Origin of the sequence: Synechococcus sp. A15-44, from assembly GCF_014280115.1 — a bacterium.
Classification (GTDB): Bacteria; Cyanobacteriota; Cyanobacteriia; order PCC-6307; family Cyanobiaceae; genus Parasynechococcus.
In genome coordinates this window covers 714,394-737,153 of sequence record NZ_CP047938.1, presented here as the reverse complement: position 1 = coordinate 737,153, position 22,760 = coordinate 714,394, and the positions used below count along the sequence as shown (strand labels likewise).

Sequence of the window (22,760 nt, the reverse complement as noted above, 5' to 3'; positions counted from 1 at the left end):
TCAGTGAGCCTCCGGAAGTTGCGGGTCGAGCGTGGAACCGACGACCTCGGCCGGAGCCGTCTGGTTGCGGTCGCGAATGGTGAGACAGGTGTGGAGCAGACCCTCATCAACGAGAGCTGCGTAGCGATCGGCGATGGCCTTGTTCACCCGTTGGCAATCGGCGATGGCCCGTTCCCGGGCACCGGGCACACGGCCGGAATAGTCGAAACGAACCACAACCGGAATCGGCAAATCCCGGGACACATTCAGACCCTTGAAAATTTTCACGCCCACATCCAAATCAGGGGCCCCCTCTTCAACGGTGTCGAGATGGGCGAAATAGGTGAGGTTGCGCAGATGAACCTCTTTGAAGCCGATGCCAACGCCAATGAACCGCTCCGCATGCCCGGCATCGGGGTATGTGCCCCCGTGCAGATCCTGCACGTAGTCGATCTGGGAGAAGTTGTTGGCGAGCAACCGGGTGAGGAAGGACACCATCCCCGCATCCATGGGTCCAGGAGCAGAGCTTTCAACGGCTTCAGCAATCTGCGCCATCGCCTGATCAGCACTCATCGATGCCGTGGCGGCATGCAATTCCCTGGCACAAAGCCAGCGGTCAAGCACCATCTCGCTGTCACGGCTTGGGGGATGGACCCGGATCGCATCGGTGTCTGTGTCGAGGCCGATCAGTAGAAGATCAACCGAGGCACCGCAGCAGAAGCTGTTTTCGACCGACTCACGGAAGTCGAGCAAGCGTTGATGACCAGCCGCTGCTGCCAATTCATCATTGCTGCCATGGGCAGCGCAGCCTTGGTGGGAAGGATCGAGAGAACTGAAGTGGTAGGTCACCACCTTCAGATAACGGGTCGGTTCGGTGGAGGGATTGGGAGCGCCTTCGCGGTAGCGACGATGCTCGGTTTTGACCCAGCGGTTCACCGTGTTCTCCACGTCGAACATGGCGCCGGCATGGGAGCGGCGACGCACAGCGCTGAAGGGAATGCGCAGGGCATAGGCCACGGTGTGGGCCAACCGACCATCGGCGCAGGGGGTCAGATCGAGCAGATGAATGCCGCAGTCGAGCAGGAACTGCTCAAACTCGCGTGATGCAGCGCTTCCCGTGGCTGCATCCAGGGGATCGTCCTGGAAGAAGCGATCACTGAACAAGCGGTGGCTTTCGAACACACACCAGGCGAACAGGGCCCGCATGTCGAGGGGGCGAACCCAGGCCCGTTGCAGGATGTGATCCGGCAGATCGAAACCGAGTTCCGCCCGGCACAGCCGTTGGGCTTGGGGAATGAAATCAGTTTCGTGCTGGAGCGCGGAAACCTGTTGCAGCAGGGGAACAATCCGATCAAAACGTCCCTTGATCTCATGCTCATAGGCTTGAAGTCGGGCGTTCGCCGCTGCATCCGTCAGCGGATGACTCCGATGCGTAATCGGAAGCGAGCTGCGGCTCAGGTTGAACGGAACCGCCCGGGTTGCTGCTTTTTCACGACGCACCCATCCCGGTTGAGAGGGAGCGGGAGCAGGACGCTGGGCATCGCTGCTGGAGCGAATCCGGCCACCACCGACGGAGCCGCGGTCCAGTTGAGCCGCCTTGCCCGATGTGGTCAGCGCACGGCGCCGGTCCAGAGCGGCCTGGCGGGTGGACGACTCCGCATCAGAGGTGGTCTGAGCGGGAGCCGATGGAGTGACCAACTGCTGAAGCTGGCGACGGGTGGGTGCCGAGGGGGCCTGAGGTCGCCCGCCACGGAGAGGCTTGGAGCGAACCATCAATGAATCAGCCCCGTGCGCCGCCGGAGACGGTGATCAGGGAACCCTTCTCGGTGTTGCCGCTGGAGCCGGTCACCCGGCTCACAGGCCATTCGGTCTCCTCGTTGCGCTTGCGCTCGAAGGGAGACATGGCACTCATCGGACCCGGACGGCTGGGATTGCGTCGGCGCGCCGATGCACCCTCAGTGCCGGTGACGTGCTCACCACGATCCCAGTCATCACCTGTGATCTTGGTGGAGGACCCCTCTCCGGTCACCCGCGATGCAGGCTTCTCGGAAGGCTCACTGACCACAGCAATGGTGGGCTGGAACTGACGTTGTTGCTGACGGTTCTGGAACTCGCGGTTATCGAAGCGGAATTGCTCGGTACCGGTCACCTTGCCGCCAGCCATGTCAAAAGGGCCGGTGATGCGATTCCCCTGCTCATAGGACGTCCCGGTCACACCGGAGTTGGCATCACGCTGCTGTTGTGCAGCACGGGCAGGAGACACCACGCTGAAACGGGTCCAGGGGGCACCTTCAGGCGATTGACCATGGGTGTCGGTGCCAGCGGGAGCATCGGCGCCACAGGCAGCGGCCAGCTGATCGGCCCCTACATAAGGGGTTCCGGTGACCGCTTCACAAGCGCCACGCTTATCGCCGGTCATCACACCACCCACACCGGGCTGGATGCCGGTCATGGCAGCGGAAGGGGTGCCGACGCGCACGGGGGTGCGCTCACGGATGGCCTGGACTGCCGGGGTGCCGCAGTGTTGGCCAGCCTGCTCAAGGCCTGCATAGGGGGTCCCGGTGACGGCCTGGCAGCTGCCGGGCTCATCGCCGGTCACATGCTCCGAGCGGCCGGTGCGGGTGCCGCTCACCACCTGGTTGCGGTTGGTGATGCTGAAACCAACTTTGGCGGCTTCGGGTTCAGGCTTACCGCCGCAGTAGGCATTCACCTGCTCAGCACTGATGTATTGATCGCCCGTGACGCGGTGGCAGGAACCGAATTCATCGCCGGTCACCTGAGCCGAACGGCCCACCATCGTGCCGGTCACGCCCGTACCAGACAGGGTTCCTGAGAGTCCCACCTTGGTAGCGGGACGACCTTCAGGCAGAGGATCGGAACCGAGGTACTGATCGCCGGTGAGGCTGCGGTTGGCGCCGGCCTCGTCACCGGTGACGCTGGCGGAGCGGCCCACCATCACGCCACTCACAGGACGTCCCTGTTCGGTAAGGCTGTGACCCACTTTGCGCGGTGAGTTCATGCCACCACCGCAATAAGCGGCGGCCTGGTTGGCAGAGATGTACTCGGTGCCAGTCACGCTCTTGCAGGTGCCGGGCTCATCGCCGGTGACCTTTTCGGAACGGCCGACTTCATTACCGGTGACGCGGTTGCCGTGGCTGGTGGCGGTGACGCGCACCTTGGCCGGAGTGGTGGCAGCGGGCGCGGTCTGGCAGAAGGTCTGGAACACTTCGGCGCCCAGGTACTCAGTACCGGTGATCGAGCGGCAGGTGCTGGCTTCATTGCCGGTGGTTTTCACCGAGCGGTTGGCCTGGGTGCCGGTCACCGTCTGACCAGCCGTGGTGGTGCTTTCACCCACTTTCCAGTGCGCATCTGCGGCAGCGGCTTGCTTGGCGCCGTGACGGTTGGGACCGGTAGGTCGGGTCACACCAGCGCTCTGCTTGTTGCGGGCACCGGCCTTGGTGCGCAACTCGCGCACCTGTTGTGCCAGTTCACGGCTGGTGAGGTCAGGATTGGCCTGACGGGCAACGGCTGCGGCGCTGGTGGGTTGCTTCCCAGCGGTTTTGCCGTGCTTCGCCATGGCCTCGCGACGGGCCAGAACCAGCGCGCGGCTTGGATTCTCAATGGCACGACGCTTGGGAGTTGCCGAACGGCGCTCCGAGCGGGCAGAAAACTTGGGAGCCGGTGCACTCAAGGAAGCCTTCTCAACAGCGCGTTTGCCACCGCAACCACAGCTCTTGGTGGCTTCAACGGGTGCAGCGGCAGGAGTAGCGGCCTTGGTCTGACGGGCCACATCAGCGCGGTTGCGATCGCGGCTGGTGTCTGCGGTCTTGCCGCGGCGGGACAGGGCATCGCGGCGGGCCAGCACCAACTCGCGACTGGGATCGCGGTGCGGCTTGACCTGAGAGCTGCGGCTCGCAGGGGCAGCTGTGAGGGACGTGGTCCGCTGCGGAGCTACAGCAGCGGGTACAGCAGATGCAGAGACAGGCTCAGCAGCTGCGGCCGCATTGGTGCGGGTGGGACGGGCATCCGCAACGGTGCGAACACGGTTAGCGCCAGCACTAGCCGCTACCGAGGACTTCTTACCGGAAGTGGTCAACGCCTTGCGGCGTTCAAGTGCGAGTTCGCGACTGGAGAGTCTTGCCATGTCCGCCCGAGGATGTCGTCGTGAAGTGGAAGGGCACTTGCCCCTCCGGAAAAAGCTGGAGCCCTGATCAGGTCAGGGCTCGGAACCAAGGGTTCGAAGGATCAGCGTCCTTCGAAGACCACGAAGCAGGCACCCTGGCTCTGGGTGTAGGCGTCGTAACCGACGATGCGCACGTGGTGATCGGGGTATGCGCGGTGGCAAGCCTCGAGCTCACTGACAACGACGTTCAGATCCTTCTCACCGAAGAAGGGGAGCTTCCAATACGACCAGTAGGTGGCCATGGAGTTGCTGGGGTGGACGTGCTCGACGAGCGGGCTCCAACCCTGGGCAATGATGTAGGCGATCTGGTCGTAGATCTCGTCCTGGGTCATCGGCGGGAGGAAGCCGAAGGTCTCCAGGGTGGCGACTGTTTGATAGTCACCCACGGTGCTCTGGAAAGGCATGGGGATCCTGGGTGTAAGAGAAAGGGGTGGCCGGTTGCATCAACCGGCCGTTGAGACGATCAGTTCTGGACGTCGAGCTTGTCGACGGTGTCGAACTCGAACTTGATCTCCTTCCAGGTCTCGAGGGCGATGGCCAGCTCGGGGCTGTGCTTCGCGGCTTCCGTGAGGATGTCGCGGCTCTCTTTCTCGAGATGACGGCCGGCGTTGCGTGCCTTGACGCAGGCCTCGAGGGCCACACGGTTGGCAGCAGCACCTGCAGCGGAGCCCCAGGGGTGACCGTGGGTACCACCACCGAACTGAAGAACGGAGTCGTCGCCGAAGATGGTGACCAGGGCGGGCATGTGCCACACGTGGATACCGCCGGAAGCAACGGCGAACACGCCAGGCATGGAACCCCAGTCCTGATCGAAGAAGTTGCCGCGGCTGCGGTCTTCGGGCACGAAGGATTCGCGCAGCTGGTCGATGTAGCCGAGGGTGGTCTGACGATCACCTTCCAGCTTGCCGACCACGGTGCCGGTGTGGAGCTGGTCACCACCGGACAGACGCAGACACTTGGCGAGAACGCGGAAGTGGATGCCGTGCTTGGGGTGACGGTCGATCACCGCGTGCATGGCGCGGTGGATGTGCAGCAACATGCCGTTCTTGCGGCACCACTTCGACAGACCGGTGTTGGCCGTGAAGCCCCCGGTGATGAAGTCGTGCATGATGATCGGCATGCCGAGTTCCTTGGCGAACTCAGCGCGCTCATACATCTCCTCGGGAGTGTTGGCGGTCACGTTGAGGTAGTGACCCTTGCGCTCGCCGGTCTCCTGCTCGGACAGCTTGATGGCTTCCGCAACGAATTCGAAGCGGTTCTGCCAACGCTGGAAGGGCTGGGAGTTGATGTTCTCGTCGTCCTTGGTGAAGTCCAGACCGCCGCGCAGGCACTCATAGACAACACGGCCGTAGTTCTTACCGCTCAGGCCGAGCTTCGGCTTGATGGTGCAACCCAGCAGAGGACGGCCGTACTTGTTCATCCGGTCGCGCTCGACCTGGATGCCGTTCGGCGGGCCGTAGCAGCTCTTGATGAACGCCATCGGGAAGCGGATGTCTTCCAGACGGAGGTGGCGCAGAGCCTTGAAACCGAACACGTTGCCGACCAGGGAGGTCAGAACGTTGGTGATGGAACCCTCTTCGAACAGGTCGAGGGGGTAGGCAATGAAGGCATAGAAAGACTCCTTGTCACCAGGGACGTCTTCGATGCGGTAGCAACGGCCCTTGTAGAAGTCGAGATCGGTGAGGAGCTCGGACCACACAGTGGACCAGGTGCCGGTGGAGGATTCAGCAGCCACAGCAGCGGCAACTTCTTCCTTGGGCACACCTTCTTGGCCGGTGCACTTGAAGCAGGCCAGCAGGTCGGTGTCGAGGGGGACGTAATCAGGAGTCCAGTAGGTATCCCTGTACTCCTTGACCCCAGCGTCGTACTTCTTGCTCATGGGAAAACTCCGTTAGGTCGGTGAAGAGGTTGAGACGTTCGCGTGCCTCGTCAGAGGCTCAGCGGAAGATCTCAGTCCTTCTGACCAAGGAAGTTGCCGTTGCCCAGAGCAGGCTCCACTTCGCGGTGGGGGCGGGCAATGATGTGAGCGGCGACCAGGCCGTCACCGACGCGCTCGCAAGCGTCAGCGCCAGCGCGCACAGCAGCGTTGACAGCGCCAGTTTCGCCGCGAACCAGAACGGTGACGTAGCCGCCGCCGACGAACTCACGACCGATCAGGCGCACTTCGGCAGCCTTGGTCATGGCATCAGCTGCCTCGATGGCGGGGACCAGACCGCGGGTCTCGATCATGCCGAGGGCGATGCCCATGGTTTCGTTAGCCATTGCCTACCGGTAGAAGGGGTGGAATGTTCGCTGGGGACATTGCTCCGCCAGAACCCTTCCCGTCAAGCGATTTGGACAACTTTCTCGATCACTGTCCATAGTGAACTAAATAAGCCGGGCTTATCACCCTGTGCCTCACTGTTCCGGTCTGCTGTGGTGGTTCATGTGATCACATCCCCACAAGTCGTTGTCGGCAGTGGTGAAGCTCCATAGGTTCACGTTGCGTCACCTTCCCAAAGCCTTGCTGCGGGGTGGAATGTTCAACCCAAATGGGTGTCGCTGGGTCGAATCCAGAGATTGTTATTCCCTAGCCCCAACCAGCCCGCACAATGGGAGGCCCTCTTTTGTTGGCCCACCTTGGCGCTTCAGCTCACCATTGCCACGGGCAACCCGATCAAGGTTGCCGAAATCGAGGCCATGCTGGGACCTCTTCCTCTGGAGGTGCAGCGTCAACCTGCCGATCTGGACGTTGAAGAGACGGGGAGCACCTACCGCGAAAACGCTGAGCTGAAAGCCAGCGCTGCCGCCCTTCGCACCGACTGCTGGGCCCTGGCTGACGATTCAGGGCTTGAGGTGGATGCGCTCCAAGGGGCACCAGGGCTCTATTCGGCCCGCTACGCCGAGGGAAACGACGCCAAGGTGCAGCGGATCCTGGAGGAACTGGTGGGATCGCCTTATCGGAGTGCCTGTTTCCGCAGCACGATGGTGTTGTGTGATCCCTCCGGCAACTGTCGTGCCGCGGCGGAGGGAATCTGCTGGGGCGAACTCCTGAGTGCCCCGGCCTACGCCGGCGGCGGATTCGAATCCCTGCTTTGGGTGCGGGAAGCCCGTTGCAGCTATGGCGAACTGAATGCGGCTCAGCTCAGCCGCCTGGGCAGCCGTGGAAAGGCCGCGCGGGCTCTGGCTCCACAGCTGCGTGAGCTGCTGGACCTGAGCTGATCCGAGCTGGTCTGAGCGCTCAGCGCAGCCTTGCGTTGCTGTTGATGTGGTCGATGGCGCGCATCGCCGCCGCGGCCGCCTCCTCCACATCACCCTCCCGTCCCGCCAGGGTGAGACGTCCGAAGGCACCCACCGCTTTCACGTCCACCAAGGTGATGTTGGAGGCTTTTTCCGCTTCGTTGGCAGCGATCAAGACGTATCCGGCCGGCTCCGTCTCCAGGATGAACATGCTCATCCCGGCTTCAATCATTGAGCCGCGTCGGTTCTGCCGGTTGATCAGCACGGCATGGTCGGGGGTGATCGCCCGGATCACTTCCGTCCAGCTCACATCGGCTGGAGAACGCTGATCGATGGTGCTCCCGATCGCTTCCAGCACCACATCTCCGGAATGGAGCACCGTGCTCTGGTCGCGGTGATAGAGGGCCATCGAGCCGAACGCCCGCTCCACCACCATCTGGCCGAGACGGACGTTGCTGGCCTTCAGGGCGATGTCCGTCACCCGGTGCACCGCCATGCCCGGTGACACCTCCATCCAGAGGCAGGCATCTCCGGGGATGGGCAGAAATCCCTGGCTCACAGAACCCATGTAGGCCGCCAGTTGCGGCTGGAGCGAGTCGATGAAGACGTGGGTGCGCAGTTCGATCGACTGGACATGGCTGTTCTGCCGCAACAGCCGAGGCGACTCCGAATCCGTTGTCACAACACAGCTCGCCCCCCCTGCTGGGGGGTCACCTCAGTGCCGGTGACGAGAGCACTACCGCCGCGTCGCCGCTCCCGAGCATCGAAGCTGCCAAAACGGGTCATGGCGGGGAGTGTACCGGACGAATTCAGCTGAAACGGGCCAATAAAGAGTTAAAGCCTGCGGTCTTGCGCCTTGAAAAACAGCCGATACCGTCCGGAGAACCCCTCTAGAGATCTTGCAATGACTGAGCAGTCTTCTTTGAAGCCAGTGGATCTCAACGCTGATCAAGCCCTCGGGATGGTGAGCTTCGGCCTGATGCAACGGCTTGCTCAGGACGGCCAGGTGGATCTGCCCTGGCTGGAGGCATCAGGAAATGCAGACAGTGAGCGTCTGCGCCAGCTGCGTCAACGGCTGGAACTGACGTCATTGGCCATCGAAACCGGTGCTCCACTCACCACCGCGGAGGTGAGCATGCTGTTGGGGGCCCGCCCCGGAACGGAACGGGTGGAACGCGGTGGCCTCGTTGCCCGCCGGGTCAGCCGCAACGTCTGGCGCTTGAGCAAAGCAGAGGAGAGCGATCGCTCCGATCGTTACGACGGATTCCGTCGCCGCCTTTGAGCTGCGGCAGGGCCTGCCTGGCTTGGGCGATCCCAAAGAGTTTGAGCGACCTTTCCACTCCTCAGCGGATTTATTCGCAACTTGGAGAGGTTGATCATCAAGGGAGCGGCCGATGGCCGGGCCAATGCTGCTGAAGGAGTCGGGGCCGCGCGAAGTGTTCTGCGGCCTCACCTCGATTGTGTGGCTGCATCGGCGCATGCCCGATGCCTTTTTTCTTGTGGTGGGATCACGCACCTGCGCCCATCTGATCCAGAGCGCCGCAGGGGTAATGATTTTTGCCGAACCCCGTTTCGGCACGGCCATTCTCAGCGAGCGGGATCTGGCTGGCCTCGCCGATGCCCACGACGAACTCGACCGGGTCTGCAGGGAACTGCTGCAACGCCGCCCCGAAATCCGCACGCTGTTTCTGGTGGGGTCCTGCCCCAGCGAAGTGATCAAGCTGGATTTGGCCCGGGCCGCCGAACGGCTCAACGAAGAACTGACAGGCCGGGTGCGGGTGGTGAACTACTCCGGCAGCGGCATTGAAACCACGTTCACCCAGGGAGAAGACGGGGCACTGGCAGCCCTCGTTCCCCTGCTCCCCGCCAGCGATGAGCGTCAGTTGCTGCTGGTGGGAACCCTCGCTGATGCCGTGGAAGACCGGCAGATGCACCTGTTCCAGCGGATGGGCATCGAGACGATTCGCAGCCTGCCGCCCCGGCAATCGACTGACCTGCCGGCCGTGGGAGCGGGAACCACGGTGCTGCTGACCCAACCCTTTCTCACGGAAACTGCGCGCCTGCTCAGCGACCGCGGCGCCACGGTGCTCACGGCCCCCTTCCCGTTGGGGGCCGAGGGGAGTCGCCGCTGGATGGAGGCTGCTGCTACTGCCTTTCATCTGCCTGATGAACGGGTTGCTGCTGTGCTGGACCCGTTGATGGAGCGCGCCCAGAGCGCCTTGGCCCGCCATCGCGCCGTGCTGGAGGGCAAGCGGATCTTCCTGCTTCCCGAATCCCAGCTGGAACTGCCCCTGGCCCGGTTTCTGCAACGGGAATGCGGCATGGAACTGGTGGAGGTGGGCACGCCTTATCTGAACCGCGAACAGATGGCTGCCGAGCTGGCCTTGCTCCCCGATGACGTCCCCGTGATGGAGGGGCAACACGTGGAGCAGCAACTGGACCGGGTTCGCGCCAGCCAGCCCGACCTGGTGGTGTGCGGGATGGGCCTGGCCAATCCGCTGGAGGCCGAAGGCATCGCCACCAAATGGTCGATCGAACTGGTGTTCAGCCCGATCCACGGCATCGACCAGGCCGGCGACCTGGCGGAACTGTTTTCGCGGCCGTTGCGTCGCCGGCAACTGATTCGACCTGGCCTCCACCCCAGCAGCCCCGACGCAACCGTGCACGCCTGATCCCATGCAACTCACGCTCTGGACCTACGAAGGGCCACCCCATGTGGGGGCCATGCGCATTGCCGCCTCCATGCGCGGCGTTCATTACGTGCTCCATGCCCCCCAGGGGGACACCTATGCCGATCTGCTGTTCACGATGATTGAGCGGCGCGGACAACGTCCGCCCGTCACCTACACCACCTTTCAGGCCCGGGATCTCGGGGGGGACACCGCCGAACTGGTGAAACGGCATGTGCGTGAAGCGGTGGATCGCTTCCAACCCGATGCCCTGCTGGTGGGGGAAAGCTGCACCGCGGAGTTGATTCAGGATCAGCCCGGTGCCCTGGCCCAGGGCATGGAGCTCACCATGCCGGTGGTGAGTCTGGAGCTGCCGGCCTACAGCAAAAAAGAGAACTGGGGAGCCGCAGAAACCTTCTACCAACTGGTGCGCAACCTGCTGAAGGAGCAGGCGCCAGCCAACAGCCAGCACGACCCCAGGGCCTGGCAACACCAGGGGCGCCGGCCCCGGGTGAACCTGTTGGGCCCCTCCCTGCTGGGCTTCCGCTGCCGGGACGACGTACTGGAGGTGCAGAAACTGCTCACCCTGCACGGCATCGATGTGGGCGTGGTGGCGCCCCTCGGGGCAGGCGTGGAGGATCTGCAGAGGATCCCGGATGCCGATCTCAACGTCTGCCTTTATCCGGAGGTGGCGGAATCCAGCTGCAGCTGGCTGGAGCGCAATTTCGGCATGCCCTTCAGCCGAACGGTGCCGATTGGCGTCGGCGCCACCCACGATTTCCTCGTCGAAGTGCACGAAATGCTGGGGATGGAGCCCCCCGCCCCCGATGAGGGCTACCGGCGCTCACGCCTGCCCTGGTATTCGGAATCCGTGGACTCCACGTACCTCACGGGCAAGCGGGTGTTCATCTTTGGCGACGGCAGTCACGCCCTCGCCGCAGCCCGGATCTGCAGCGAGGAACTGGGCTTCACAGTGGTGGGACTGGGCACCTACAGCCGGGAGATGGCCCGGCCCGTGCGGGCCGCCGCCAAAGCCCTGGGACTGGAGGCCCTGATCAGTGACGACTACCTGGCGGTGGAAGCGGCCATGGCCGAAGCGGCACCGGAACTGGTGCTGGGATCCCAGATGGAGCGCCACAGCGCCAAGCGGCTGGGGATTCCCTGCGCGGTGATCAGCACACCCATGCATGTGCAGGACGTTCCTGCCCGAATGAGCCCCCAGATGGGCTGGGAAGGAGCAAACGTGATCTTCGACGACTGGGTGCACCCGCTGATGATGGGCCTGGAGGAACACCTGATCGGGATGTTCCGCCACGACTTCGAATTCGTGGACGGCCACCAGAGCCACCTGGGCCATGCCGGTGGTGCCGGCGCCGCCGACAGTTCCGGCTTGAGTGACATCCCAGGGGAGGGCGATGGCGCTCTGCAGTGGACGGCCGATGGGGAAGCCGAGCTGAAGAAGATCCCCTTCTTCGTACGGGGAAAGGTGCGACGCAACACGGAGGCTTACGCGCGCGATGTGGGCTGCAGAGAGATCAGCAGCGAAACGCTGTATGACGCAAAAGCCCACTTCAAGGCATGAGCATTTGCACTCATTTCTTTTTATTTAGTTGAAAGAAATTCTGCTCTTGCAACTCAAGCAAGAACCAGATCTTTCATTTCTTGGTGAAAACCAACCACTGCACATCTGCTGCTGTTGAATGAAATCGACTTCTCTTGCACAGGTCGCTGCATGACCACAACCCTGACGCGACCGGCAGACGGTGAAGGCAGCGTGCAGGTCCACCAGGACCCGGCACTGAACATCCAGGAAGAAACCCTGGTGATCGCGGTCTACGGCAAAGGCGGGATCGGCAAATCCACCACCTCCTCGAACCTGTCAGCCGCCTTCTCGAAGCTGGGCAAGCGGGTGCTTCAGATCGGCTGCGATCCCAAGCACGACAGCACCTTCACCCTGACCCACAAGATGGTGCCGACGGTGATCGACATCCTTGAGGAGGTGGACTTCCACAGCGAAGAGCTGCGGCCTGAGGATTTCGTCTTCACCGGCTTCAACGGGGTGCAGTGCGTCGAGAGCGGCGGCCCACCGGCGGGCACGGGCTGCGGCGGATACGTGACCGGGCAGACCGTGAAGCTGCTCAAGGAGCACCATCTGCTGGAAGACACCGATGTGGTGATCTTCGATGTGCTCGGCGATGTGGTGTGTGGTGGTTTCGCCGCCCCGCTGCAGCACGCCAACTATTGCCTGATTGTGACCGCCAACGATTTCGATTCGATCTTCGCGATGAATCGCATCGTTCAGGCGATTCAAGCCAAAGCCAAGAACTACAAGGTGCGGCTTGGCGGCGTCGTGGCGAACCGATCCGCCGACACCGATCAGATCGACAAGTTCAACGATCGCACCGGCCTGCGCACCATGGCCCACTTCAGGGATGTGGATGCCATCCGGCGATCCCGACTCAAGAAATGCACCATCTTTGAGATGGATGATGCCGATGAGGCTGTGCAAGCGGTGCAGAACGAATATCTGCGGCTAGCCCAGAACATGCTCGACAAGGTGGAGCCGCTCGAGGCGACCTCCCTCAAAGACAGGGAAATCTTCGACCTCTTGGGATTCGATTGACACCCTCGACTTGATCAACGAAGCCTCGGCCGCTGCGACCGGGGCTTGGTTGAGAAGAGCTCAGCTCAAGCGCCGACGAGCTTCATCGACAACTCCCACACCCGCCGGGCCGTCTCCGGATCCGTGGCTTTGTCGGACAGTTCCTGGCTGAACTGCTCACCGTCCTTCTTCTGGCGGTTGCCCCAGCTCCAGTGCACACCGGATTCAGCGAAGTCGGGGTTGGCCACCACATCAGCCACCCGTTCCCCCGCCAGGGCCTGGGAGACGTAGCCGCCGGTGATGTTTTTCTGAAACCAGGGGAAGATCGTCTGGAAGGCCTTGGGGGTGTTGCGGAACAACGGTGTGTCCGCCACACAGCCCGGGTAGAGCGACATGAAGGTTATCCCCGTGTCCCCGTGCAGACGGCGATGCAGCTCCTGGGTGGTGATCATGTTGCAGAGCTTGCTGTCTTTGTAGGCCTTGCCGGGCTTGAACGGCTTGCCACTGGCCATGGTGACGGGGTCTTTGAACCCGGCTTCAAAACCAGAGAGGTCCCCCAGATCTGCCGGCGCAGGGATCGGAATCTTGCCCCCCAGCTCCTTGGAGTTCGCCGTCACGGTGCCCAGGATCACCACCCGCTTGGAGGGATGAGTGGAGGCCTTCAGCCGACCCAAGAGCAGCTGCACCAGCAGGAAATGGCCGAAATGGTTGGTGGCCATCGAGATTTCATAGCCCTGGGGCGAACGCTCCGGCTGCTTCAGCTTCGGCTTGTACACGGCTGCATTGCAGACCACGGCATCCACGCGCTCGGGCAAGGCATCCACCGCCCGACGCACACTGTCGAGATCACCCAGATCCATCAACACGTGCTTGAGACGCTCCTTGGGGAGGTCCATAGCGTCGGCAGCTGCCGCAGCACGCTGCGGGCTGCGGTTCGCCGTGATCACCGTCCAACCCCGCTTCACCAAGGCGCAGGTGGCATTCAGGCCCACACCGGAGGTGGTGCCGGTGATCAGAACGGTGCCGGGCGTGGACATCAAGACAGGGCCAGGAAGGCTGCCAGTCTGCCGGTCAGCACTCAATCCCAACGCCGCTGGTCACGAATCTCAGCGCCAGATCACGCGCAGACGATTGGGGGCGATCCACTGATCCTGCTCGCTGATCAGACGCTTCTCTCCACCGATGCTGAACAGACGATCGAAGCGTTGTTGCAGCGTTTCCAATTTCGCCGACTCAATCGACACGACCGCCGCGATTTCACTGTGGCGATCCATGCGTTCCTGATAGGCCACCGACAGGCGGACCAAGCTCACACAGCCCAACAAAACAAGACTCGCCTTGGCGGCCAAGGCGAGAAGGCTGCACTGCACTTCCTGTTGGTCGGTCTGCCGCTGAATCGCTGCAGCCATGCTGGCTGCATCCGTGCGGGGAGCTGGACTTTGAACCTGACTGGCGGTCACCGCATCAGCACGAACATCCGCTTGTAACGCAATCCGTTCGCAGTGCCAAGACCAGCTCTACGCCCGGTGATCTGGGCTGCCTTTGAAATCAGGCCTCGTAAAGGCTGATGGAGAGACGCAGAGCCAGAACAGCGGCATGGGCAGCCACCACGAGGGCAATGAACACCTCAGGTGCAGACAGAACGGTTTCCATGGGAGCCATGCATCAAACGGTCCCATTCTTCTCTGAGGGAAGGGCTGCAGGCCATCATTCGCAAAGGCCTGTCACACCAGCCCATGGATCCGGTTCTGATCGATGCCCCTGCTATCCGCGCCTTGGATCTACGGCCGCTGGAGATCTGGAGCACTCAGCCGCTGGATGCACTGCTGAGCCAGGGGCCAGTGCTCGAGCTTCGTTTCGATTGGCCCCGGGCGCAGGATGACCCACGCGAACTGCCGGAATGCCCCGAGCCTCGGCTCTGGGCCCTGCGGGCCGATGCGCGCTACCCCTGGCTGCCGCTCTTGCTTGAACGCGACCAGGGCAGCCTGATTCGCCATGTGGCCCTGGTGGTGCCCCACAGTTTCAGCCGCAGCGAAGGGCTGCGTTTTGACCCGGAAGCCTTGGAACTCTGGGTGACGCATCGATTGATGCTGTTGGACGACCTCTGCCAGCGAGAGCTCGGACGCCCGATGCGGGGCAACCTCTCCCAGATGGCCGCAGCCCTGGGCTACGAGCTGGATGCGGGATTTTGGAACCTGTTGGGCTGACCAGTCAGCTCAGCCAAAGCTGCAGGGCCCGCCTGGAGCTGTCGATCGCCAGGATGATGGCGAGTCCCCGCAGACAGCGCACAAGCAGGGCCGCATCAAACTGATCGAGCCGGCTGGCCGTCCACTGCGCAGCGATCGCCGCCACCGCCCCCAGCAGCAGGCCCATCAGAGGAACGCCGCGTCCTTCATGCAGGAACTGGAGGGATGCTGCGCTGGCAGAGCAGAGCACCGCCACCGTGCTCAGCCGCACGGCCTGATGAATCGGCACAGACATCGGACCGCTCATCAGGGGCACCATCACCAGCCCCCCGCCCAGGCCCAACATCCCAGCGGTCCAGCCGGCGATGCAGCCCACACCCGCCAACTGCGGAGCGCTGCCGTCATCAACGTCATCATTGGCATCCGCCTCGGGCCGTTCGCGAACGCAGAACGCCAGCACGATGTACATCAGCGTCTGCATCGCCAGCAGAATCCAGCCCGCTGCCAAACCGGCCAAACCACCGAACAGCAGTGCCGAGCCAAAGGCCGCCAAGCCGATGGCGAGTCCCGGCCGGGTCGGCAGCCGGCCCTGGCGCAGATGGGTAATGGTGCCCGCCAAAGCCGTGGGCACAATGGCGAAACTGCTGGTGGCCAGGGCCTGATGGGGCGGGAGATCAAGCCAGAGCAGGAGCGGGGCAAAGATCAAGCCACCGCCGATTCCCAACAACCCGGCCAAGCCCCCCGCCAGCAGGCCCAGGGCGATCAGGATCGGCACATCCCACCAGGGCACCATGGCGTGCGATCGATGCTTCCCTCCAGCATGCCCGCAACCGGGCGTTTGCTCCCCACCCAGCAAGCGGATGGACACACCCAGGTGGCTTTGGATGCCTGGCTTCTGAAGCGCAGCAACGGTCCGGTTCTGCGTTTTTACCGCTGGGATGGGCCCTGGCTCTCGCTGGGACGCCATCAACGCCACTGGCCTGAGCACTGGAATGAGCTGGCCCGCCGCGGCCGCATCAGCCTGGTGCGACGCCCGAGCGGAGGTCGGGCCGTGCTTCATGCCGGCGGTCTCACCTATGCCTTGATCTGGCCGGATGCACCCCGGCGACGCCAGGAGGCTTACCGCCAGGCCTGCCAGTGGTTGATCAATGGCTTCCAGGATCTCGGACTAGCGCTGCACTTCGGCTCGGACCCTGCTGGTGGCGAGGCCAACAACTGTTTCGCCTCGGCAACGGTGGCCGACCTGGTGGATCCATGCGGCGTCAAACGGGTTGGCAGCGCCCAGCGCTGGCAGAACGGTCGCCTGCTTCAACACGGTGAAATCCTGCTGGATCCCCCTACTGAGCTCTGGGAGGAGGTGTTTGAGGAAGCGGCTCCAGCGGCGGCTCCAGCCCGGATCAACCGGCTGGAGCTGGATCAGCGACTGCGCCAGAGCCTGGTTCAATCCTGGAGCCATTGCCCGTGGCAGATGCAGCCACTGAAGGCTGAGGAAGTTCAGGAGTTCGAGGACGAGCTGGCGTCCGGCTCTGCGCTCTGAGCCTGCATCGACTGCACCATCTGAGGAAGCATCGCCAAACCCAGGGGGTATCCATTGCGCTTGCGCGCCTCATCGAGGATCGCGGGGGGCAGGCTCACCCCGAGCCGCTTCAGCACCGCATCGCCCACATCCATGCGGTCGAGGGTGCCGGAGGGAAGGCCCGCAGCACTCATCACCAACAGGCGTCCCTGGGAGGCCGCCTCCAGGGCCGGCACCGCCTCCACCAGGGGAGCCGAACTGGCGATGGACGGCAGTTCAGTGAGGGGGCGCAGATGATCCTCGAGGCGCTGTTGGTCCCATTGCTGCACCGGCAGCAGTTTCAAGGGTTGATCGTCAATCCAACCCACCCAACGGCCGCTCTTGCAGACGAGCACCCAATCGGCAGGTCCCTCCGCCTCGCTGGCGGTCAGCCGCAGCTGACTGAGGCGCCGCAAGGTCTGATCCGCCTCCAGCACGCGGAAACGTTTGCCTGCCGCAGCCTCCACCTTCAACTCCCGCAGCACCGTCTGCAACTGCAGCATCTGGGTCTGACTGCGGTTGGCACTCAGGCCGAACCAACCGATCAACATCAGCAGGAGGCCGTTGAGCCGCCAGCCCTGCCAGAGCAGAACACCACCCAACAGGATCATCAGCATCGACAAAGCCCGTCCGGACGCCGATGCCACCTGAACGCCTTTCTGCTGACTGCCGCTCAGCTGCCAGACCAAGGCCTTGAGGATCAGCCCGCCATCGAGGGGCAGCCCGGGCAGGAGATTGAACAAGCCGAGCATCAAGTTGAGCAAACCCACCTGGCTCAACAACTGTGTGGCCAAGGGCTGGGTGTCCGACAGCGCTGCAGCCCCCGCCAGCATTCCGAAGGCCAACACCAAACTCACAATCGGGCCAGCAGCCGCAATGCGCAGATTGCCCATGGCGGTGGGGCATTCCTTCTCCACCCGCGCGATGCCGCCCAGATGAAACAGGGTGATGCTCAACACCTTCACCCCTTCCCTCAGGGCCATCAGGGCATGGCCCAATTCATGCAGCAGCACGGAGCTGAACAGCAACAAGGTGGTCAGCAATCCCAGCCCCCAACTCGCCGTTGCCGAGGCCGTTGTCGCGTAGCGGGACTGAAACAACGTGGTGAAGATCGCCACGGCAAACAACCAGCTGGGCTGAAGCCGCAGGGGAATTCCGCCAATCTTGAGCACCTGCCAGCCCTCTCCCACCGCCAATCCCGTCGTGTGCCGCTGCCGCGGACTTTCATCCACGATCCTAGGGAGAGCAACCCATGCAGCCCTTGCGTGATCCCCGCCCCACTCCAAACCTCAAGATCTGTGGGATCACCGACCCCGAGCAGGCTCAAGCCATCGCACAGATGGGGGTGCAGGCGATTGGCGTGATCGGCGTTCCCGCCACCCCACGCTTTGTGGAACCAGCCCAGCGCAGGGGCTTGTTCCAGCTTCTGGAACAACAGCACCCCCAGCTGCATCGCGTTTGGGTGGTGGCCGATCCCGACGATGCCGCCCTCGAGGAAGCGCTCAACGGTGCTGGGCAGCCCTCCGTGGTGCAGCTGCACGGCAGCGAGTCAGACGAACGCTGCCAACACCTGAAACAGCGCTACCCCCGGCAGCAGTGGTGGAAAGCGTTGCGGGTGCGTGAACCCGACGATCTCAAGCAGCTCGAGCAGTACGCGCCCCATGTTGATGCTCTGCTGCTCGATGCCTGGAGCGCCGATCAACTGGGCGGCACCGGGCACCGGATCCCCCTTGATTGGCTGGCCGAAACCGAGCTTTCGGTGCCGTGGTGGCTCGCAGGGGGAGTGAGTGCGGAGTGGGTTCCAGAACTGCTCAGCCGCGTCACGCCCCAGGGGCTCGATGCCTCAAGTCGGCTTGAGGAACGACCGGGATGGAAAAACCTCGACAAGGTTCAAGCCCTTGTCGAGGCTGTGAGGTCGAGACCGTGAAGTCGAGGAGTTAAAAGAGCGTTGAATCGCGGCTGATCAGGTGCTGAGCAGCGCTTCCTGCTGACGCACCAGCTCAAAGAACTCCTGCTTGAGGCTTGGGTCGTGGCGAAAATCGCCGCGCACAACGGAGTTCACCATGCTGGTTTGGGGCTCTTTCACCCCACGCCACTTCATGCAGTAGTGCTGCGCCTTGATGATGATGCCGAGACCCTGGGGCTCACAGAGCTTCTCGATTTCATCGGCAAGGATCATCACAGCCTCTTCCTGAATGTGAGGGCGGGAGAAGACCCAGTCAGCCACGCGGGTGAATTTGGAGAGACCGATCACCCGGGCACCAGGTTTGATCCCGATCCAGCAGTTGCCCATGATCGGCACCAGGTGGTGTGAACAGGCGGAACGAACCGTGATCGGGCCAACGGTGTAGATCTCATCCAGCTGTTTCACATTGGGGAAGCTGGCCACCTTGGGCTGCTGGTGGTAGCGCCCCTTGAACACCTCCTGGAGGTACATCTTGGCGACGCGCTCCGCCGTCTCATGGGTGTTGTGGTCGTTATCGATATCGATCACCAGGCTGCGCAGCAGGTCGCGAACCTTGTCTGCAACTTCAATCTGAAGCTGATCCAGCTCACCCGGCTGGAGGTGATCAGCGATGTTGTCGTTCGCCAGGAAGGAAGCACCCGCTTCCCTCAGGCGCTCACGGATGCGCGCAGAAATCTGGGGATTCAAGCTGCCATTGCCGTTGCCGTTGGCGACGCCGTTGGAAACGAAAGGGACTGTGGAGGTCATGGTGTTCGTTCAGAAGGCGCCGGCGGCCGGCATAAGGGTGAGGTCTTCGATCAACTGGTTGCTGGGTTGCAACGCCAGATTCGCCAGTGTTTCTGCCGCCTGATCGACAGAGAGCATGGCACGACGATCGAAATCGCTTTGTACGGTTTCCGCGTCCCACAGTGGTGTGTTCACGGCCCCAAGAGTGAGGGTGCAGGCACGAATGCCATTGCTCCGTTCCTCTTCCGCCAGGCAGCGGGTGAAGCTGGCCAAGGCAGCTTTACTGACGCAATACGCCCCCCATTGAGGGAAGGCATTACGGGCGGCGTGGCTGCTGATGTTGATCACCAGTCCGCCGTTCTCACGCATGGCGGGAACAACAGCAGAACAAACCTGCATCACGCTGGTGACATTCAGCTGTAGCAGCCATTGCCAACGCTCAATCGGCATGGCCAATAGATCGCCGGTGTAGGCCGCACCCGCGTTGTTGATCAACACGGAAGGGGTCTCACCCTGCAGCAACAAGCCAGCCATCGCAGCTGCGATGCCATCGGGTTGCGTCAGGTCGATGGCGGCAGAGGCCACAGAAACACCTTTGGTGCTGAGCTGAGCACACAGCTGCTCCAGTTGATCAGCGCTGCGGGCGGTGAGCAGCAAATCCCAGCCTTGATGAGCCAGAAGCTCAGCAGTTCGGCGACCTATGCCTCGGCTCGCACCTGTGATTAGAGCCGTTGGCAAAAACCGTTAGCAAACGGCGACACTTTAAGCGGCTTTGTCGACATCCTGTGACGTTTTTTCGAGGAACCGTCCCATGGCTCTGAATTTGGAGTAGCGCGCCTCGCGCAGTTGCTGTTCCGAAAGGCTCAGCAGTTGGTCGAGGTGACGCTCGATTGCCGCCCGCAGGTTTTCTCCGGCCTCCAATGGTGCCCAGTTGTTGCCGCCGGAGGGCTCCTCAAGCACCTCATCCACCACCCCAAGCTCCAGCAAGTCGCGGCCGGTGATCCTCAAGGCTGCCGCCGCATCAGGCGCTTTGGCCGCATCACGCCAGAGGATGGAGGCGCAGGCCTCAGGGCTGGCCACCGTGTAAACGCTGTGCTCGAACATCAGCAAGCGATCGGCCACCCCGATGCCCAAGGCACCGCCGGATCCGCCTTCACCGATCACGGTGGCAATCACCGGAACGCGCAAGCGGAACATCTCCCGCAGGTTGACGGCGATCGCTTCACCCTGACCCTGCTCTTCGGCCTCAAGGCCGGCATAGGCGCCGGGGGTATCGATGAACGTGAGAATCGGCAGGCGGAAGCGATCGGCATGATCCATCAACCGCATGGCTTTGCGGTATCCACCCGGAGCCGCCATCCCGAAATTGCGGGCGACGTTCTCCTTGGTGTCGCGGCCCTTCTGATGGCCGATCAACATCACGGGGCGATCGCCCACACGGCCGACACCGCCGATCAAGGCCTGATCGTCATTACCGCGACGATCGCCGTGCAGTTCAACCCAGTCGTCGCAGAACATCTGGATGAAATCCAGCGTGCTCGGACGCTGCGGATGACGGGCGACCTGAATTTTCTGAGCGGGAGTCAGCCCCTGAAAGATCTCCTGACGCCGTCGGGCCGCGAGGCTTTCCAGTTGCTGAAGCTGCTGCGAGACGTCGACTTCCGAATCTCTGGCCAGCTGACGGATCTGTTCAATCTGCTGCTCCAGCTCGACGAGCGGTTTTTCGAACTCAAGCAGGGGGCGACGGGGCATGGCTCTGGCTCTTCGAAGGTCAGGCAGCAGTGGCCTGCAGGTTGGGTTGAAGGTTCAAGGTGCTGAACCCATGGCGCACCGATGCCGCGCCGATGAAATCCATCTTCTCCAGGGTGATGTTGTTGCGCCCCCAGCTGAAGTTGGTGTGGCAGCGCTCAAACTCGAGCAGCATGGCTTCGGCAAAGCAGGCAAACATCTGGCGCTGCGGCCGCTCCATCTCGGCGATAGCCATCATCGACCAGCCGATGTCGCGGCAGAACTCAACGATTCCACCCTTGAGAACGTGGATGCCACCACCGGCGACCTTCGTATCAAGGTTCTTGGGGTAGCCCCCATCAATCATCAGACAGGGCTTCTTGAGGCTGTCTTGATCGATCTCAAGGGTGCGGGGCATGCTTGCCACCCAGACGACCACATCGGCCTCAGGCAGGGCCTCATCGAGGGACAGAATCCGGCCACCGCCCAGTTCCTGCTGAAGATCAAGCAGCGGTTGCTGCTGACGCGCCACCAGCAGGAGCTCACCAACTCCGGTGCGTGCCTGCAGCCAACGGCAGACGGCGGAGCCGATATCACCAGTGGCACCAACGACGGCCACCTTGGCTTTGCTGAGATCGATCCCGAGACTTGGAGCGTTGTTCTCCACCTGACGGCAGATCACCCAGGCCGTGTGGGTGTTTCCGGTGGTGAACCGCTGCCAATCCAGGGTGGTGCTCCGCACCGTCTGGTGCTGGAGCAGGTTGAAATTCTCGAAAATGATCGAGGTGAAGCCACCCAGGGCAGTGATGTTGATGCCCTTCTTCTGGGCGAGTTCCATGGCGTTGAGCACCTTGCGCCGGGCCGTCTTGAAGCGGCTCAGCATCTCGGGAACGAAGCAGGAGTCGATGTAGGCACCCTCGATGGTCGTGCCCACGGGACTGGTGACTTCCACGTGCTCAACGAGCTGCGGAGGTGCACTGCACCAAACATCCAGATCACCGTCGGCGATGTGATCGAACCCGAGTTCCATCGCCTTGCGGCGAGCAGCCTCAAAACTCGTTGAATGTCCGATCAGACCAAACATGTCTTACCGCTGACGTCTCAAAGAACACCTCGAACAACCATGCTCCCATGGCAACCGGTATCGACGGCAACGTGCCTGTCGATAAACCGGCGTTGGATCAAGACCTGAAACGGGTCAAACAGCAAGCGCTGCTGCGGCCATGCGGGCGATGTCGCGGGAAGTGAAGCCGATTTCACCCAAGGCTTCCTGGTAAGCGATCAGGAAGTCCTCGATCAGGTCTTCCTTCTCCATGTGAAGGACGGCCGCATCAGCCGCCACATCTTCCAGCATCGAGCGGATGAGGGGAAGGTTGGCTTTGTTGGCCTCGAACAGTTCGTCCTTGCTGGCCTCGAAATTGGCCTTCAGCCATTCCTGGCCGTAATTGAGGTGGGTGTATTCGTCCTTCACCACACCCTCAGTGATTTTGCGGGCGAAGGGATCGGCCACAGGGATATAGATGTGGTAAGCCGAGATGGCGAATGCTTCGATCAGCAGGGCCTGAATCAGCAGGCAGGTGACCACCTTGCCCTCCTTGAGAGCGGCCTGAAAATTGCCGTGAAGGGGTTCGAAAAACTTCTTGGCGAAGGGAAGATCTGCCTCAACTCCGAGGTTGCGCCCGCAGGAGGTGAAGCCCTTCATGTGCTTCATTTCCATTCGCGCCAGACGCTTGAGCTCTTCGGCCTGCTCGGGGATCAGCGTGCCAAGGGAGATGTAGTTGTCGTGGGCTTCCTGTTCGCCCTCGATCACGATGGCGTTAATCCTGCTGTAAGCGTCTTTGTAGGCCTCGGTTGTGAAATCAGGCAGTGCGTCCTGGCCCTCCAGCACGGGTGCTTCAGGTGCATTGAGGGTCGTCATAGGACGCTGTCCACCACATTCAGTGGGAC

At 62.4% G+C, this 22,760-nt stretch carries 23 protein-coding genes and 1 pseudogene; 8 read left to right on the top strand and 16 right to left on the bottom strand.

Annotated features, from left to right (window positions below):
* The 5 genes from SynA1544_RS04045 to SynA1544_RS04025 all read right to left on the bottom strand — a co-directional run bounded on the left by SynA1544_RS04045 (window position 1) and on the right by SynA1544_RS04025 (window position 6,424).
* The gene (locus SynA1544_RS04045; protein WP_186514913.1) at window positions 1–1,752 is read right to left on the bottom strand and encodes a carboxysome shell carbonic anhydrase; all 1,752 of its coding nucleotides are present in this window, start codon (window positions 1,750–1,752) and stop codon (window positions 1–3) included.
* 7 nt (window positions 1,753–1,759) lie between these two features.
* Window positions 1,760–4,123 (bottom strand): CsoS2 family carboxysome shell protein, encoded by a 2,364-nt coding sequence (locus tag SynA1544_RS04040; protein WP_186514912.1) that lies wholly within the window; start codon window positions 4,121–4,123, stop codon window positions 1,760–1,762.
* Between the two features lie 101 nt (window positions 4,124–4,224).
* Window positions 4,225–4,566 carry a ribulose bisphosphate carboxylase small subunit gene (locus tag SynA1544_RS04035; RefSeq protein ID WP_006043651.1) on the bottom strand — a complete coding sequence of 114 codons (342 nt, stop codon included), beginning with the start codon at window positions 4,564–4,566 and terminating at the stop codon, window positions 4,225–4,227.
* Window positions 4,567–4,625: 59 nt separating this feature from the next.
* Complete coding sequence (locus tag SynA1544_RS04030) at window positions 4,626–6,041, bottom strand: form I ribulose bisphosphate carboxylase large subunit (protein WP_011363747.1); 1,416 nt, start codon at window positions 6,039–6,041, stop codon at window positions 4,626–4,628.
* Window positions 6,042–6,112: 71 nt separating this feature from the next.
* A complete protein-coding gene (locus SynA1544_RS04025) occupies window positions 6,113–6,424 on the bottom strand; it encodes a BMC domain-containing protein (protein ID WP_006169870.1) in 312 nt (103 codons plus the stop codon).
* 357 nt (window positions 6,425–6,781) lie between these two features.
* Here SynA1544_RS04025 and SynA1544_RS04020 point away from each other — a divergent pair, with 357 nt between their 5' ends.
* Window positions 6,782–7,363, top strand: a complete 582-nt coding sequence (locus tag SynA1544_RS04020; protein WP_186514911.1) for a non-canonical purine NTP pyrophosphatase — start codon at window positions 6,782–6,784, stop codon at window positions 7,361–7,363.
* A gap of 19 nt (window positions 7,364–7,382) precedes the next feature.
* Here the strand turns inward: SynA1544_RS04020 and SynA1544_RS04015 are convergent.
* Window positions 7,383–8,167, bottom strand: a pseudogene (locus SynA1544_RS04015) (BMC domain-containing protein).
* A 118-nt stretch (window positions 8,168–8,285) separates the two neighbouring features.
* Between SynA1544_RS04015 and SynA1544_RS04010 the strand changes: the two are divergent.
* The 4 genes from SynA1544_RS04010 to bchL all read left to right on the top strand — a co-directional run bounded on the left by SynA1544_RS04010 (window position 8,286) and on the right by bchL (window position 12,673).
* Entirely contained in the window at window positions 8,286–8,663 is a 378-nt protein-coding gene (locus SynA1544_RS04010; RefSeq protein ID WP_038556224.1) for a hypothetical protein, read from the top strand.
* A 112-nt stretch (window positions 8,664–8,775) separates the two neighbouring features.
* Window positions 8,776–10,053, top strand: a complete 1,278-nt coding sequence (locus tag SynA1544_RS04005; RefSeq protein WP_186514910.1) for a ferredoxin:protochlorophyllide reductase (ATP-dependent) subunit N — start codon at window positions 8,776–8,778, stop codon at window positions 10,051–10,053.
* A gap of 4 nt (window positions 10,054–10,057) precedes the next feature.
* Complete coding sequence (locus tag SynA1544_RS04000) at window positions 10,058–11,632, top strand: ferredoxin:protochlorophyllide reductase (ATP-dependent) subunit B (RefSeq protein ID WP_186514909.1); 1,575 nt, start codon at window positions 10,058–10,060, stop codon at window positions 11,630–11,632.
* A 150-nt stretch (window positions 11,633–11,782) separates the two neighbouring features.
* A complete protein-coding gene (bchL, locus tag SynA1544_RS03995; protein WP_114988518.1) occupies window positions 11,783–12,673 on the top strand; it encodes a ferredoxin:protochlorophyllide reductase (ATP-dependent) iron-sulfur ATP-binding protein in 891 nt (296 codons plus the stop codon).
* A gap of 65 nt (window positions 12,674–12,738) precedes the next feature.
* Here the strand turns inward: bchL and SynA1544_RS03990 are convergent, their stop codons facing one another.
* The 3 genes from SynA1544_RS03990 to psaM form a co-directional block, all read right to left on the bottom strand.
* Entirely contained in the window at window positions 12,739–13,689 is a 951-nt protein-coding gene (locus tag SynA1544_RS03990; RefSeq protein WP_186514908.1) for a protochlorophyllide reductase, read from the bottom strand.
* A 69-nt stretch (window positions 13,690–13,758) separates the two neighbouring features.
* Window positions 13,759–14,061: a hypothetical protein gene (locus SynA1544_RS03985; RefSeq protein WP_186515441.1), complete on the bottom strand. Its 303-nt coding sequence runs from the start codon at window positions 14,059–14,061 to the stop codon at window positions 13,759–13,761.
* A gap of 139 nt (window positions 14,062–14,200) precedes the next feature.
* Entirely contained in the window at window positions 14,201–14,305 is a 105-nt protein-coding gene (gene psaM / locus SynA1544_RS03980; protein ID WP_025362433.1) for a photosystem I reaction center subunit XII, read from the bottom strand.
* Between the two features lie 83 nt (window positions 14,306–14,388).
* Here psaM and SynA1544_RS03975 point away from each other — a divergent pair, with 83 nt between their 5' ends.
* The gene (locus SynA1544_RS03975) at window positions 14,389–14,859 is read left to right on the top strand and encodes a CRR6 family NdhI maturation factor (RefSeq protein WP_186514907.1); all 471 of its coding nucleotides are present in this window, start codon (window positions 14,389–14,391) and stop codon (window positions 14,857–14,859) included.
* Window positions 14,860–14,863: 4 nt separating this feature from the next.
* On the opposite strand, the gene SynA1544_RS03970 is transcribed toward SynA1544_RS03975, so the two are convergent.
* A complete protein-coding gene (locus SynA1544_RS03970; RefSeq protein ID WP_115008694.1) occupies window positions 14,864–15,631 on the bottom strand; it encodes a sulfite exporter TauE/SafE family protein in 768 nt (255 codons plus the stop codon).
* 27 nt (window positions 15,632–15,658) lie between these two features.
* On the opposite strand from SynA1544_RS03970, the gene SynA1544_RS03965 reads away from it, so the two are divergent.
* Window positions 15,659–16,375, top strand: coding sequence for a lipoate--protein ligase family protein (locus SynA1544_RS03965; protein WP_186514906.1), 717 nt, complete (start codon window positions 15,659–15,661; stop codon window positions 16,373–16,375).
* Here the strand turns inward: SynA1544_RS03965 and SynA1544_RS03960 are convergent.
* Complete coding sequence (locus SynA1544_RS03960) at window positions 16,333–17,583, bottom strand: site-2 protease family protein (protein ID WP_186515440.1); 1,251 nt, start codon at window positions 17,581–17,583, stop codon at window positions 16,333–16,335. The two genes, SynA1544_RS03965 and SynA1544_RS03960, sit on opposite strands and share 43 nt — an antisense overlap.
* Before the next feature lie 62 nt (window positions 17,584–17,645).
* On the opposite strand from SynA1544_RS03960, the gene SynA1544_RS03955 reads away from it, so the two are divergent.
* Complete coding sequence (locus tag SynA1544_RS03955; RefSeq protein WP_186514905.1) at window positions 17,646–18,320, top strand: phosphoribosylanthranilate isomerase; 675 nt, start codon at window positions 17,646–17,648, stop codon at window positions 18,318–18,320.
* A gap of 36 nt (window positions 18,321–18,356) precedes the next feature.
* Here SynA1544_RS03955 and folE read toward each other — a convergent pair whose 3' ends face one another.
* From folE to SynA1544_RS03930, 5 genes are all read right to left on the bottom strand, one after another.
* Entirely contained in the window at window positions 18,357–19,106 is a 750-nt protein-coding gene (folE, locus tag SynA1544_RS03950) for a GTP cyclohydrolase I (RefSeq protein WP_186514904.1), read from the bottom strand.
* Between the two features lie 9 nt (window positions 19,107–19,115).
* Entirely contained in the window at window positions 19,116–19,823 is a 708-nt protein-coding gene (locus tag SynA1544_RS03945) for an SDR family oxidoreductase (protein ID WP_186514903.1), read from the bottom strand.
* Window positions 19,824–19,847: 24 nt separating this feature from the next.
* On the bottom strand, window positions 19,848–20,837 hold the full coding sequence (locus tag SynA1544_RS03940; protein ID WP_114988525.1) for an acetyl-CoA carboxylase carboxyltransferase subunit alpha: 990 nt from the start codon (window positions 20,835–20,837) through the stop codon (window positions 19,848–19,850).
* Window positions 20,838–20,856: 19 nt separating this feature from the next.
* The gene (locus SynA1544_RS03935) at window positions 20,857–21,897 is read right to left on the bottom strand and encodes a long-chain acyl-[acyl-carrier-protein] reductase (RefSeq protein ID WP_006850195.1); all 1,041 of its coding nucleotides are present in this window, start codon (window positions 21,895–21,897) and stop codon (window positions 20,857–20,859) included.
* A gap of 114 nt (window positions 21,898–22,011) precedes the next feature.
* Complete coding sequence (locus tag SynA1544_RS03930; protein ID WP_114988527.1) at window positions 22,012–22,731, bottom strand: aldehyde oxygenase (deformylating); 720 nt, start codon at window positions 22,729–22,731, stop codon at window positions 22,012–22,014.
* Window positions 22,732–22,760: the final 29 nt, after the last annotated feature.